Raw genomic sequence first — 13,031 nt, 5'->3', positions numbered from 1 at the left:
GGCTTCGGCTGCGAACGGCGCACGGGCCGCCCGTGTCCTTCGACACGGGCGGCCCTGGTGGGGGGTGGGCGGTCGGCTCAGGCGCGCGCCGCTTCCAGGTCGGCCGTGTCGGCCGGATCCGGGTCCGGCTCGGGACGGCGGCTGAGCGCCTCGCCCTCCACATCCACGTGGGGCAGCAGCCGGTCCAGCCACTTCGGCAGCCACCAGGCCTTGTCGCCGAGCAGGGCGAGCACGGCCGGCACGATCGCCATCCGTACGACGAAGGCGTCGAACAGGACGGCGGAGGCGAGTCCGAACCCGATCATCTTGATCATGGATTCGCTCTCGCCGATGAATCCCGCGAAGACCGCGATCATGATCATTGCGGCGGCCACGACCACCCGGGCACTGTGCCGGAACCCGGAGACGACCGCCTGGCCGGGCCGCTCCCCGTGGACGTACGCCTCCCGCATCCGGGAGACGAGGAAGACCTCGTAGTCCATGGCCAGGCCGAAGACGATGCCCACCTGGAAGATCGGCATCAGGCTCATGACGGGCCCGGTCTGTTCCACGCCGAAGATTCCGGCGCCGTGGCCCTGCTGGAAGACCACGACGACCACGCCGAGGGACGCCAGCACCGACAGCAGGAAGCCGAGCGCCGCCTTGAGCGGGACGAGCAGCGACCGGAAGACCACCAGCAGCAGCACGATCGCCAGGCCGACCACGACCACGAGATACGGGACCAGCGCGCCCTGCACCTTGTCGGAGATGTCGATGTTCAGGGCGGTGGTGCCGGTGACCTCGTAGGACGCTCCGGTCGTGGCCTCGACGCCGGGACGCTCGTCCCGGATCGTCGTCACCAGGTCCTTGGTCTTCTCGTCGGTCGGCGCGGTGGCGGGCACGACCGAGAAGACCGCGGTGTCACCGGCCTCGTTGAACCGCGCCGGGGAGACGGACACGACCCCCTTCGTGGCACCGATCTCCTTCGAGACCGACTCCGCGGCGCCCTTCGGGTCGTCGGCGCCCCGGGCGTCCACGACGACGGTCAGGGGCCCGTTGAAGCCGGCACCGAAGCCCTCGGCGAGCGCGTCGTAGGCCCGGCGCTCGGTGGTGGAGGTCGGCTTGGCCTCGTCGCCGGGCATGCCCAGCTGCAGGTCCGTCACGGGCAGCGCCAGCGCCCCGAGACCCACCACGCCGAGGAGCAGCACGGGCAGCGGGCGGCGCAGCACGAACCGCGCCCAGCGGGTGCCGCCGTTGTTCTCGGTGGCGTCCTTGCCACGGCCCTTCGTGCGGGCCCGCCGCGGCAGCACGGCGTTCGGCCAGAAGCCGAGGAGCGCCGGGACCAGCGTCAGTGCGATGAGTACGGCGATGACGACGGCGCCCGCGGCGGCCAGGCCCATCTTGGTGAGCATCGGGATGCCGACCACCGTGAGTCCGGCCAGCGCGATGACGACGGTGAGGCCCGCGAAGACCACCGCCGACCCGGCGGTGCCGACCGCCAGCCCCGCCGCCTCCTGGGGCGTACGGCCGTTGGCGCGCTCCTCGCGGTAGCGGGAGACGACGAACAGCGCGTAGTCGATGCCGACCGCGAGGCCCAGCATCATCGCCAGGGTGCCGGTCGTCGTGGACAGTCCGAGAGCGCTGCTCAGGGCCGTGATCGCGGCCATGCTCACGCCGACGCCGATGACGGCCGTCAGCAGCGGCAGCCCGGCCGCGGCCAGGGAACCGAAGGTGATCAGCAGCACGACCGCGGCTATCGCGATGCCGATCACCTCGGCGACTCCGCCCGCCCCGCGCCCGTCGTCCAGCGCGTTCCCGCCGACCTCGACGGTCAGCCCCGAGTCGCGGGCCTCGTCGAGGACCTGCTCCAGGTGGGTCTTGTCGGCGTCGGTGAGGTCGCTGGCCGCGACCTTGTAGGTGACGGTCGTGTACGCCGTCGTGCCGTCCGCGCTGACCGCCTTCGCCTGGAACGGGTCGACCGCGCCCGCCACGTGCGAGCCGTCGGCCAGCTCGGTCACGGCCTCCTCGACAGCCGTCTTGTTCTCGGTGGCGGTGACCTTCTGACCGCTCGGCGCGACGAAGACGACCCGAGCGGTCGCACCGTCGGCGCTGGCCCCGGGGAAGCGCTGTTCCAGCAGGTCGAAAGCCTTCTGCGACTCGATGCCCGGCATCGAGAACTCCTCGTCGACGGCTCCCGGGGCCTTCATCGCGCCCAGCCCGACGGCGGCCAGTACGGCCGCCCAGACCAGGGCGACGTACCAGCGCCGCCGGAAGGCCAGACGGCCCACTCGATACAGGAAAGTTGCCACGACAGGAGGTCTCCACATCTGGGTGTCGATCGTCCTGCCAAGGCTGTCCGGGACCGGGGTGTCCTGTCGTCGTGCGGCTACCGACAATCCGCGCTACTGAGAACGCAGTACGAGCGGCCGGCAGGTCAACCGCAGGGATGACGAGCCCATGCGTCCGCACGGGGCCGAGGCCCGGCCCTCGGTGCCGGAACGCGTCTCTCCCGGCCGGCGGGCGCCCACGGCGGCGCCCGAGGTCGGTGGACCGCCGGCGGCCGTTCCTTCGCCGCCCTGCGCGGCCGCAGCCCCAGCAGCAGCGCCGAGCCGCCGAGTACAGGGGCAGCAGCACCAGATCGTGGATCAGCGCCACGCCGACGAACCACAGCGCCACCCGGAACCAGTCACCCGCGAGCAGCCGTACGCCCGCGTACCCGGCGAGGGCGAACGAGCAGACGAGCAGCAGCAGTTGCAGCGGACTGCCGACCACGAGCCGAGGGACCCTCCGGGGGCCGCGGGCAGGATGTAGCCGTGGTCGGGGGTCAGGTCCTCGCCGTTGGCGTACAGGGCGAGGAGCGAGCGCGGGTCACGCACCTGGCTGGCACGCAGGGCGGCCCGGCGGAAGGCGCCGTGCCGCTGGAGGGACTCCATGAGCAGGTCGGGCGGATCGTCGTACCCGACGAACGCGGCGAGGGCCGCCGGAAGGGTGCGCGACGCATGACGAAACGCTGACGTCCCGGCTGGGTGTGACGTGGTCCGCCGCCTTTCGGCCTAGCGTTCCCGGCGTGATCCACGCTCGTCTTCGAGACCTCGGCGCCGCACTGACCGCCGTACTGGCAGCCGCGCTGACCGCGGCACTGGCCGCCGCCCTGCTCGTCCTGGCGGCCGTGCTGGTCGGCCGCCACATCGAGCACGCCCACCACACGCTGTTCGTCCACTGGCCGCCGCTCTTCGCGGAGTGGGACCCGCACGTCGGACCGGGCACCCCGGCCGCCGTGGCCGTGGCGGTCGCCGTGGTGGCGTACGGGCCGGTCCTGGCCGTCCGGCTGCCGTGGCGGGCGCTGCTCGCCACGGCCTGGGGTACGGCGCTGGCCTGGACATGGTCGCTCGCACTGGTCGACGGCTGGCAGCGGGGCGTCGCGGGCCGCCTCACCACCCGTAACGAGTATCTGCGGGTCATCGACCGCTTCCACGACATCCCGGGCGCCCTGCGCGGCTTCGACGGCCACATCCTGAGCGGCTCCCCCGACCCCTGGCCCGCGCACGTGGCCGGACACCCGCCCGGCGCGACCCTGACCTTCGTGCTGCTCGACCGGATCGGCCTGGGCGGCGGGGGCTGGGCCGGGGCCTGGTGCATCGCCGTCGGCACCACGGCGTGCGTGGCCGTGCTGGTGACGGTACGGGTACTGGCCCGAGAGGCCCTCGCCCGGCGGGCCGCACCGTTCCTGGTGCTGGCGCCGGCCGCGGTGTGGGTGGGCGTCTCGGCCGACGGCTACTTCACGGCGGTCGCCGCCTGGGCCGTGGCACTGCTCGCGCTCGCGGCGACGGGACACCGGGCGCGGGCCACGGCGTTCGGCTCGGGCCTGCTGTTCGGCCTGACCTGCTACCTCTCCTACGGACTCACGCTGTTCGCGCTGATCGCGGCGGGTGTGGTGGTGACGGCGCGCGACCGGGGCCGGCCCGGGGTCGGATCGCTGGCCCGGGCGCTCCCCTTCCTGCTCGCCGGACTCGCCGTCGTCCCGGCCCTGTTCACCCTCGCCGGCTTCGACTGGTGGGAGGCGTACCACCTACTGATCAAGCGCTACCACGAAGGAGTCGGCGGCATTCGCCCCTACGGCTACTGGGTGTGGGCGAACCTCGCGTGCGCCGTTCTCCTCACCGGCCTCGCGACGGCGGCGGGACTGAACCGGGCCTGCGTCACACTCGTCCGCACTCGTGGCACCAAGCCCGTATCGGGCCTCCCCGCCGCCGACGAGGCCCGCCTCGCCGTGCTCGTGCTGTCCGCCGTGCTCGCCCTGCTCGTCGCCGACCTGTCCGGAATGAGCAAGGCGGAGACGGAACGCATCTGGCTCCCGTTCGCGCTGTGGATGCTGCCGGCGTGCGCTCTCCTCACCCGCCCCCGCGCCTGGCTCACCGCACAGGCCGCCCTCGCCCTGCTCCTCAACCACCTGCTGCTGACGGGCTGGTGAGGGCCGGAGTCCACCGGCAACCCTCATGCCGTCGTTCATATTCGTGAATATGAATCACGTACGCGTCTATTGACGCGTCCATAGCAAGAGCCTAGCGTCCCGGGAAAGCGCTTTCCATCTCCGGACCGAACCTTGGTCATACGAACCAACGAACCGAACCTGGAGACGAACGATGCACCTGAGATCAGTCATCGCGTCCGCCGGCCTCGTGGCCGGCGCGCTCGTCGCGCTGTCCGGCACCACGGCGCAGGCCGCGACCACCCGTTATGAGGCCGAGAGCTCCCCGGCGGTCTGCACCGGCACCATCGACTCCGACTGGACCGGCTACTCCGGCAGCGGGTTCTGCAACGGCACCAACGCGGTCGGCGCCTACGCGCAGTTCACCGTGAACGCCGCCACCGCGGGCACGGCGACGCTGAACGTCCGCTTCGCCAACGGAACCACCACCGCACGCCCCGCGGACATCACCGTGAACGGCTCGGCGGCCACGTCCGCGTCGTTCGAGACCACCGCCACGTGGGGGACGTGGGTCACGAAGACGCTCTCGGTGCCGCTGACGGCGGGCAGCAACACCATCCGGTTGAACCCCACCACCGCGGCCGGCCTGCCCAATGTCGACCACCTCGACGTCCAGGACAGCTCCACCACCACGCCCCCGTCGGGCACGGCGCTGTACGTGGCCCCGAACGGCACCGACAGCGCGGCCGGAACGGTGTCGGCCCCGACGACGCTCACCTCGGCGATCAGCCGCATCACCGCCGGCGGCACGATCTACCTGCGTGGCGGGACGTACGCCTACTCGTCGACGGTCACCGTCCCGGCCGGCACCGACGGCACCGCCGGCGCCCGCACCACCCTGTCCGCCTATCCGGGCGAGACCCCGGTGCTGAACTTCTCGGCCCAGAGCGAGAGTTCCTCGAACCGCGGGCTCCAGCTGAACGCCTCGTACTGGCACGTCTACGGCCTCGTCGTCGAGCGCGCCGGTGACAACGGGATCTACGTCGGCGGCAGCAACAACGTCATCGAGCGCACGGTGACGCGCTACAACCGGGACACAGGGCTTCAGCTCGGGCGGATCGCCTCCAGCACCCCGAGCAGCCAGTGGCCGTCCAACAACCTCATCCTGAGCGCCGAGTCGCACGACAACGCCGACTCCGACGGCGAGGACGCGGACGGCTTCGCCGCGAAGCTCACCACCGGTACCGGGAACGTCTTCCGTTACGCCGTGTCCCACAACAACATCGACGACGGCTGGGACCTCTACACCAAGACCGACACGGGTGCCATCGGCCCCGTGACCGTCGAGTACTCCCTCTCCTACGCCAACGGCACCCTCAGCGACGGCACCGTGAACGCAAGCGGCGACCGCAACGGCTACAAGCTCGGCGGCGACGACATCGCGGTCAACCACGTCGTCCAGCACAGCATCGCCTACGGCAACGGCCATCACGGGTTCACCTACAACAGCAACCCCGGCTCGATGACCATTTCGAACAACGCCAGCATCAACAACGCCGAGCGCAACTTCTCCTGGGACGCCGGCACTTCGGTGTTCCGGAACAACACCTCGTGCCGGTTCGGCGTCAGCGGGTCGAACGACAAGACCGTCGGTGACGCCGACAGCTCGAACCAGTTCTGGTCCGGCACGAACGGGTCCCGGTGCTCCTCGTACGCCGGCGCCCTGGGCTGGTCCTTCGCCTCGGACGGCCAGCTCGTCGTGACCTTCGGCGGCAGTCGGGCAACGCCGTGACCGACGCCGCCGACGGCCCTGACGTCAGCGGAGGAGACGGTGGCGCTTGCCTCTCCGGCGAAGCCGCGTCGCCCCGTAGACGAGGTCGGCGACCAGGACGACGACGCCGATGATCAGAAGGTAGAAGAGGCCGTGGGCGGCGACCCCGATGATTCCCAGAACGATCGCCACAATGATCAGGAGCAGGAACAGGCTCATCTCATCCGTCCTCCTCTCTCCGTTTCTCCTTGTGGCCTTCTCCTTGTGGTTCCCCGTGTCAGCGGCGGGCGAGGCGTCGCTCGCCGCCGGCACCGGGCACGTAGTCCAGTCCGTAGTGCGCGAAGACGGCCGGCTCGGCTTCGGCGGCCAGCACGCCGTCGGTGTCGATCGAGGGAGCCTTCTTGACCAGGTTCCTGGGATGGATGACCTTCAGATAGCCCGGGCCGACGGTCGCGCCGACGAGCGGGACGAAGACCAGACGGCGCCGGGTGGGCAGGCCCATGGTGACTGTCGCAAACAAGGCCTCGTCGGTCGCGGTGTCCACGTAGACCGACTCCAGGGTGCCCATCTTGCGGCCCTTCTCATCGACCACGTCGTGCCCGCGCCACTCACGGATGTCGCCCGCCTCGAACATCACTGACCTCCCAACGCAGGGGTGCGGGGTGCCCTTCCATCCTGCCCCCAATGTCGGATTTCATACGACTTTCGGAGCGGCCGAAGGCGCCGCACGAAGGGCCGCGCACACATACCTGCGCCACACAGACACTGAAATCTATGCTTGCCAGGGTAGACATTGGGCGGTCGCCTGGTTAGCGTTTCTCTCATCGGCAAGGTCAAGTGAGGATCGGAGGATCCGTACGCCATCAGGATGGCCCGGGCGCTCAGGCAGCTCTCCGGGCACCGTAAGACCCCGGATTGGAAGGTGGTCCCCGGTCACGCATCCACGATTCCCGCAGCCGAGCCCTCTCCCGGGTAGGTCTGCGGATACAGAGAGCCAGCCGCACTGACGGTTGGCAGATGGTGTTGTATTTCCTTCGGGGCTCTGGTGCCACAGGCGCCAGGGCCCCTCCACGCGTGCCCCAAAGAGGTGAAATGACAGCAGAGAGCTCATACGGTCGACTCGACGACGACGACTACCCCGCCTACACCATGGGCCGAGCCGCCGAGCTTCTCGGCACCACACCCAATTTCCTCCGCGCGATCGGCGAAGCCCGCCTGATCACGCCGCTGCGCTCGGAGGGCGGCCACCGCCGCTACTCCCGCTACCAGCTACGCATCGCCGCCCGCGCCCGCGAGCTCGTCGACCAGGGCACGCCCATCGAGGCCGCCTGCCGCATCGTCATCCTCGAAGACCAGCTCGAGGAAGCCCAGCGCCTCAACGCCGAGTACCGGCGAGCAGCGGCCGAAGCACGGACGGAGACCGACCGCTGACGCGCGGCGCGCGCACGCTTCGAGTTGAACAGTTCATGAAGAATCTGCCTCGATACGGCACGCATCAGCATCAAGGAATTTCCGGCTGTAATGAGCCGCACGGGGAACCACGAGAGCGACCCGAACAGCGGATACAGCCGAAGCCGGCGCATCCGATGAGCTGGAAATCTGGAGCACCTGGAAAAGGAAACGGCTCGGGCCCGCACCTGACGGTGCGGGCCCGAGCCGGGAAGTACGTGTACGCGTCAGGCGGGAACGATGTTCTCGGCCTGCGGGCCCTTCTGGCCCTGCGTGACGTCGAAGCTCACCTTCTGGCCTTCCTGCAGCTCACGGAAGCCGGAGGTGGCGATGTTCGAGTAGTGGGCGAAGACGTCGGCGCCGCCGCCGTCCTGCTCGATGAAGCCGAAGCCCTTTTCCGCGTTGAACCACTTCACGGTGCCAGTAGCCATGTCAATTCTCCTTACGGGACGGTACCCGGAGGCCCGCACTGTGCGAACCCCACGCCGCTGTGATGATTGCCCCGCCCGGAAGAACCGGCCACTTTTTTGGGAACCACAACTGCAACTGCGCTCAACCGTAGCACGACGCAAGTCGACCACGGAGAGATATCGACGCAACATACCCCACCGGGCAGGAACCCTCACCGGAAATTGTCCGAATATCTATTTCCGCGGACACAGATATACATCTGCGCGGGGCGGAGCCTCCCGGGCAGGCGCCCTACCGAGCCCATTCCTCCGCGAGGAGACCGAGGACGACCACGTCGACGAACGCCCCGTACACCCAGGCGGAGCGCCGCAGGGTGCCCTCGGCGGTGAAGCCGGCCCTGGTCGCCGCCGCGATCATCTGGGTGTTGTCGGCGAGGGTCTCGACCTGCAGCCGGTGCAGGCCCCGTACCGCGAAGCCGTACTCGCAGAGCACCCGGACCACGTCGCCCGCCAGCCCGCGCCCCCGGAACCCGGGGAGCAGTGATATCCCGAGGTGGGCCTTCCTGCTGTGCGTGTCGATGCCCCACAGCAGGGCCTCGCCGGCCAGCTTCTGCGACTCGAGCTCCACCACCGAGAAGTACGCCTTCGCGTCCGACGGCGCAGCCGCCGCGGAGGGAGACTCCGCCGCGTCCGGCGGGAGGGGCCGCCAGGGAAGGGAGTCGGAGCGTGAGCGCATCACCACGTCCTCGTACAACTCCGCCTGGAACACCGGGACATCATCGTCTCGCCGAGTCCGCAACCCGACCTTCTCGCCACGTATCACCTGCCATTGCTATCCCACACGCCACAGCCGATCAACAAGGTCGATCGAACGCGGGCGAGGAGGAGATCCGCGGCGCGTTCGGCGAGGAGCCTGAAGGCGGTGAGTGAAGCCGGTGCGTGAAGGCGGTAAGTGGATACTCTGCTGTGGCGGCAGTAGGCTTTGGATCTCAGTGGCGGTAGGTTTCCAGCGACGAAGGTGCTATGCCCGCCGAGAACTCCCCCGGCATCGACAACCTCGACGACGACAGCTACCCCGCGTACACCATGGGGCGTGCCGCCGCCGTCCTCGGCACCACACCCGCCTTCCTGCGGGCGCTCGGCGAGGCCAAGCTGATCACCCCGCTCCGCTCCGAAGGCGGCCACCGCCGCTACTCCCGCTACCAGCTGCGCATCGCCGCCCGCGCCCGCGAGCTCGTCGACCAGGGCACGCCCATCGAGGCCGCCTGCCGCATCGTCATCCTCGAGGACCAGCTCGACGAAGCTCTCCGACTGAACGAGGCGATGCGCCGACAGGCCGACGGTCCCACCACGGACGAAGCCCGCTGAAGCCCGCCGAGGCCGGCCGAAGCCCGCAGATATCTATACCGGCGACTGTAGAAATACGGGCAGGGCTTCGCGAGGTTCGCCGCCCCGACGGATGACAAAGGGAAAAAAACATGGGCAGTGTGCCTCGACCTGTGCTAACGTGATAGCAGTTGCAGTTTTGGTTACCAGAGACTTCGAGTGCTCTCCCGACCTTCCGTCGACGAGCACTCTTTTTGTTTGCCATCGTTGCGACTCCGGGTCTGCAAGGTGCGGACTCCGGGCAATGCCCCAAGGGAGATTCAATATGGCATCTGGCACCGTGAAGTGGTTCAACTCGGAAAAGGGTTTTGGCTTCATCGAGCAGGACGGTGGCGGCGCTGACGTGTTCGCCCACTACTCGAACATCGCCACCTCCGGCTTCCGTGAGCTTCAGGAGGGCCAGAAGGTTACTTTCGACGTCACGCAGGGCCAGAAGGGCCCCCAGGCCGAGAACATCGTTCCCGCCTGACGCTGACGCGTACTACGTGGCTGGGGCCCGCACTTTTGGGTGCGGGCCCCAGCTCATTGCATTTTCTACGGCTCATTCTTGCGAATCCTCGTACGGCTCGGCGCCGACGACAGGAATTCCTCGATACGTGCCGCATCGAGGAAGGGTTCTGAATGGACCGCACAGCTCGCAAGAAATACGCCCCCACCCGCTCCCGTAGCGGTTCTTCCCGGTCGGCCAAATCCACCGGGCGGAACAATCACGGAGGCCGTACCCCCACTTCCACCGCGCGCCCCGCGGAGTTCGCACTCCCGGTCACCCGCACCCCGGCACTGCCGGCGGTCGAGGCGTTCGCCGATCTCGAGATGCCCGGACGTCTCCTGACCGCGCTCGGCGCCGAAGGCGTGACCACGCCGTTCCCGATCCAGGCGGCGACGCTGCCGAACTCCCTGGCCGGCCGGGACGTCCTGGGCCGCGGCCGCACGGGCTCGGGCAAGACGCTCGCCTTCGGCCTCGCCCTGCTGGCCCGCACCGACGGACAGCGGGCCGAATCCCGCCAGCCGCTGGCCCTGGTCCTGGTGCCCACCCGGGAACTGGCCCAGCAGGTCACCGACGCGCTCACCCCGTACGCCAAGGCGCTGCGCCTGCGGCTCGCCACGGTGGTCGGCGGCATGTCCATCGGCCGACAGGCGAGCGCCCTGCGCGGCGGCGCCGAGGTCGTCGTCGCGACGCCCGGCCGGCTCAAGGACCTCATCGACCGGGGCGACTGCAGCCTGAACCAGGTCGCCATCACCGTCCTCGACGAGGCCGACCAGATGGCCGACATGGGCTTCATGCCGCAGGTGACCGCCCTGCTCGACCAGGTACGCCCCGGGGGCCAGCGAATGCTGTTCTCGGCCACCCTGGACCGCAACGTCGACCTCCTGGTACGCCGCTACCTGGACGACCCGGTGGTCCACTCGGTCGACCCGTCCGCGGGCGCCGTCACCACGATGGAGCACCATGTGCTGCACGTGGAGGAAGCCGACAAGCACGCCACCACCATGGAGATCGCCGCCCGCGACGGACGAGTGATCATGTTCCTGGACACCAAGCACGCGGCGGACCGGCTGGCCAAGAAGCTGCTGGCCGTCGGTGTCCGCGCCGCGGCCCTGCACGGAGGCAAGTCCCAGCCCCAGCGCACCCGCACCCTGGCCCAGTTCAAGGACGGCCATGTGACGGTCCTGGTGGCCACCAACGTCGCGGCCCGCGGCATCCACGTCGACAACCTCGACCTCGTCGTCAACGTCGACCCGCCCAGCGACCACAAGGACTACCTGCACCGCGGCGGCCGTACCGCCCGCGCGGGCGAGTCCGGCACCGTGGTCAGCCTTGTCCTGCCGCACCAGCGCCGTGCGATGACCCGCCTGATGGCGGACGCGGGGATCACCCCGCAGACCACCAAGGTCCGCTCGGGCGAGGCCGAACTGAGCCGCATCACCGGCGCCCAGGCCCCCTCGGGCGTGCCCGTCACCCTCGCACCCCCGGTCGTCGAACGCCCCCAGGGCGCGGGGTCCTCCGCGCGCCGCAGCGGAAACGGAAGCGGGTCCGGAAGCCGAGGCAGCCGCGGACGCGGCCGTCCGGGCCAGGCCCGCCGCCGCTCCTCCGCCCAGGGCAGCGGTCACTCCTCCGCCCAGGGAAGCGGTCGCTCCTCGGCCCAAGGGAGCGGTCGCCCCTCCGCGCAGGGCGGCGGTCGCTCCTCCGCCCAGGGCAGCGGTCGCTGACCCGACCGGCCTCCGTACGACCTCGGCACGACCTCGGCACGACCCTCGGTAGATCAGTCCGTTCCGGCGTTCCCCCTCAAACCAGCGGAGGCATCATGCGCTGCGTCATCGCCCGATTCCCGTTCGACCTGGTCAAAAGCGAAGTTGAGCAGTCGATGCAGGGCGTCCAGCCCGAACCTGTCTCGGGAGTGGTGTCCGTGACCATCGGCGACCGCGTCTACCCCGTCAAGCAGGTCGGGGAAGTGATCACCCGGCAGGACCGCCGTGACTTCACCGCGGCCGAGGTGGAGAAGGCGCTCGTCCGGCTCGGCTTCACCTGCCACTCGGCGGCCGTACAGCTGGGCTGAGACCCACCGGTCACCTCGGGCCGGCCGCTCCGGTACTCCCGGACCGGCCGGCCCGTCGTTTCGTCCCGTCGTTCTACCCTCCCCCCTCCGCCGTTTCATCCCCATCAGTCCGTCCCGGCCGTTTCGTCCCCTTGGTGCCGCCGCGTTGGACTAGGCTCCTCACCCATGTCACACCCTGATGATCTGCTTGTCGGCATCGCCGCCATGGTGGAGTCGGAGCACAGCAGTCACATGTCCCTCACGGTGGTGGTCCCGGGTGCCGTCATCACGGGCCGGCTGGCCCCCGAGGCCCTGTGGAAGGAGCGCGTGGCGGAGGTTCTGCGGGACTCCGAGCAGCTCGCGCACTTCGCCGCCGCGTTCACCCCGTCCGACGCGGGCGGCGAGCAGCCGCGGCGCGGTGACCGGCCCACCCACCTCCACTTCCACGTCGCGCGCATCCTCCAGGGCAGCTTCGGCATCCCCGACACGGGCGGCATGTACCGCGTGGCGCTGCAGGACGTGAGCGCCTGGACCATCGGGGACATGGGCTACTCGGATCAGTAGCCGGCCGGCGGGCCGGAAGGAGAGGCGGTGGTCGGCCCTCGCGGGAGTACCGTGGAGGAGAGGTGAAGCCATGCGCTGGTGGCCCTGCCGCATCTGCGGCAACGACGACACCCAGGACGTTCCCGAAGATCTCATGAGCGGGCTCGCCGAGGTCCGTATCGTCGCCGAGCATCCCGACACGGCGCAGCTGGTCGCTCAGCTCCTGCGCCTGAACTTCCGCTGCGACGAGCCGCGCAGCTATCCCACGGGTGAGGACGGGCGCGGCACGCTGCTCCATCTGACGGTGGACACCGGGCACGCCGCCGGAAAGCCGCCCGTCGAGTCGCCGTGGCTGCTCACCAGCCGTTCCCAGGCCCGGCGCGCGCACACCGACGAGCCCGGCTGACGGCACGGGCGGCATCGGTATCGACGGCGGGCGACTTCCACATCGACATCGCCAGAAAAGACAACGGCCCGGAAAGCGTCTCCGCTTTCCGGGCCGTTGTCTTCAGTCTGTTTCGTGCTCC

The 13,031-nt window shown here is 69.7% G+C and carries 14 protein-coding genes and 2 pseudogenes; 9 read left to right on the top strand and 7 right to left on the bottom strand.

Going from position 1 to position 13,031, the window contains the following annotated elements; all coding sequences use genetic code 11:
* Positions 1-77: 77 nt before the first annotated feature.
* The 3 genes and pseudogenes from ACFY16_RS12040 to ACFY16_RS12030 all read right to left on the bottom strand — a co-directional run.
* Positions 78-2,288, bottom strand: a complete 2,211-nt coding sequence (locus tag ACFY16_RS12040; RefSeq protein WP_390646965.1) for an MMPL family transporter — start codon at positions 2,286-2,288, stop codon at positions 78-80.
* A gap of 259 nt (positions 2,289-2,547) precedes the next feature.
* Positions 2,548-2,751 (bottom strand): annotated as a pseudogene (locus tag ACFY16_RS12035) (hypothetical protein); the annotation flags it as partial.
* Positions 2,742-2,954: pseudogene (locus tag ACFY16_RS12030) on the bottom strand (hypothetical protein); the annotation flags it as partial. The pseudogenes ACFY16_RS12035 and ACFY16_RS12030, both read right to left, overlap by 10 nt.
* 92 nt (positions 2,955-3,046) lie before the next feature.
* Between ACFY16_RS12030 and ACFY16_RS12025 the strand changes: the two are divergent.
* Both ACFY16_RS12025 and ACFY16_RS12020 read left to right on the top strand, forming a co-directional pair.
* Positions 3,047-4,450 (top strand): hypothetical protein, encoded by a 1,404-nt coding sequence (locus ACFY16_RS12025; RefSeq protein WP_390646964.1) that lies wholly within the window; start codon positions 3,047-3,049, stop codon positions 4,448-4,450.
* Between the two features lie 172 nt (positions 4,451-4,622).
* Positions 4,623-6,200 (top strand): carbohydrate-binding protein, encoded by a 1,578-nt coding sequence (locus tag ACFY16_RS12020; RefSeq protein WP_390646963.1) that lies wholly within the window; start codon positions 4,623-4,625, stop codon positions 6,198-6,200.
* A gap of 24 nt (positions 6,201-6,224) precedes the next feature.
* Here ACFY16_RS12020 and ACFY16_RS12015 read toward each other — a convergent pair whose 3' ends face one another.
* Positions 6,225-6,398 (bottom strand): hypothetical protein, encoded by a 174-nt coding sequence (locus ACFY16_RS12015; RefSeq protein ID WP_390646962.1) that lies wholly within the window; start codon positions 6,396-6,398, stop codon positions 6,225-6,227.
* A gap of 58 nt (positions 6,399-6,456) precedes the next feature.
* Entirely contained in the window at positions 6,457-6,813 is a 357-nt protein-coding gene (locus ACFY16_RS12010) for a PRC-barrel domain-containing protein (RefSeq protein ID WP_390646961.1), read from the bottom strand.
* A gap of 458 nt (positions 6,814-7,271) precedes the next feature.
* Between ACFY16_RS12010 and ACFY16_RS12005 the strand changes: the two genes are divergently transcribed.
* The gene (locus ACFY16_RS12005; protein ID WP_390646960.1) at positions 7,272-7,610 is read left to right on the top strand and encodes a MerR family transcriptional regulator; all 339 of its coding nucleotides are present in this window, start codon (positions 7,272-7,274) and stop codon (positions 7,608-7,610) included.
* Between the two features lie 245 nt (positions 7,611-7,855).
* On the opposite strand, the gene ACFY16_RS12000 is transcribed toward ACFY16_RS12005, so the two are convergent.
* Positions 7,856-8,059 carry a cold-shock protein gene (locus ACFY16_RS12000; protein ID WP_053661143.1) on the bottom strand — a complete coding sequence of 68 codons (204 nt, stop codon included), beginning with the start codon at positions 8,057-8,059 and terminating at the stop codon, positions 7,856-7,858.
* Positions 8,060-8,330: 271 nt separating this feature from the next.
* On the bottom strand, positions 8,331-8,861 hold the full coding sequence (locus tag ACFY16_RS11995) for a GNAT family N-acetyltransferase (protein WP_390646959.1): 531 nt from the start codon (positions 8,859-8,861) through the stop codon (positions 8,331-8,333).
* Positions 8,862-9,061: 200 nt separating this feature from the next.
* Between ACFY16_RS11995 and ACFY16_RS11990 the strand changes: the two genes are divergently transcribed.
* The 6 genes from ACFY16_RS11990 (at position 9,062) to ACFY16_RS11965 (ending at position 12,910) form a co-directional block, all read left to right on the top strand.
* Entirely contained in the window at positions 9,062-9,406 is a 345-nt protein-coding gene (locus ACFY16_RS11990; protein ID WP_390646958.1) for a MerR family transcriptional regulator, read from the top strand.
* A 283-nt stretch (positions 9,407-9,689) separates the two neighbouring features.
* Positions 9,690-9,893, top strand: a complete 204-nt coding sequence (locus ACFY16_RS11985) for a cold-shock protein (protein WP_030379203.1) — start codon at positions 9,690-9,692, stop codon at positions 9,891-9,893.
* Positions 9,894-10,045: 152 nt separating this feature from the next.
* Positions 10,046-11,635: a DEAD/DEAH box helicase gene (locus ACFY16_RS11980; RefSeq protein ID WP_390646956.1), complete on the top strand. Its 1,590-nt coding sequence runs from the start codon at positions 10,046-10,048 to the stop codon at positions 11,633-11,635.
* 95 nt (positions 11,636-11,730) lie between these two features.
* A complete protein-coding gene (locus tag ACFY16_RS11975; protein ID WP_390646955.1) occupies positions 11,731-11,982 on the top strand; it encodes an SCO5918 family protein in 252 nt (83 codons plus the stop codon).
* A 165-nt stretch (positions 11,983-12,147) separates the two neighbouring features.
* The gene (locus ACFY16_RS11970; protein WP_390646954.1) at positions 12,148-12,525 is read left to right on the top strand and encodes a hypothetical protein; all 378 of its coding nucleotides are present in this window, start codon (positions 12,148-12,150) and stop codon (positions 12,523-12,525) included.
* 70 nt (positions 12,526-12,595) lie between these two features.
* Positions 12,596-12,910, top strand: a complete 315-nt coding sequence (locus ACFY16_RS11965; RefSeq protein WP_390646953.1) for a hypothetical protein — start codon at positions 12,596-12,598, stop codon at positions 12,908-12,910.
* Positions 12,911-13,031 lie beyond the last annotated feature (121 nt).

The organism is Streptomyces sp. NPDC001315, from assembly GCF_042896175.1.
GTDB lineage: Bacteria > Actinomycetota > Actinomycetes > Streptomycetales > Streptomycetaceae > Streptomyces.
The sequence above is the reverse complement of the archived record's forward strand: the minus strand, read 5'-3'. Positions and strand labels throughout refer to the sequence as shown.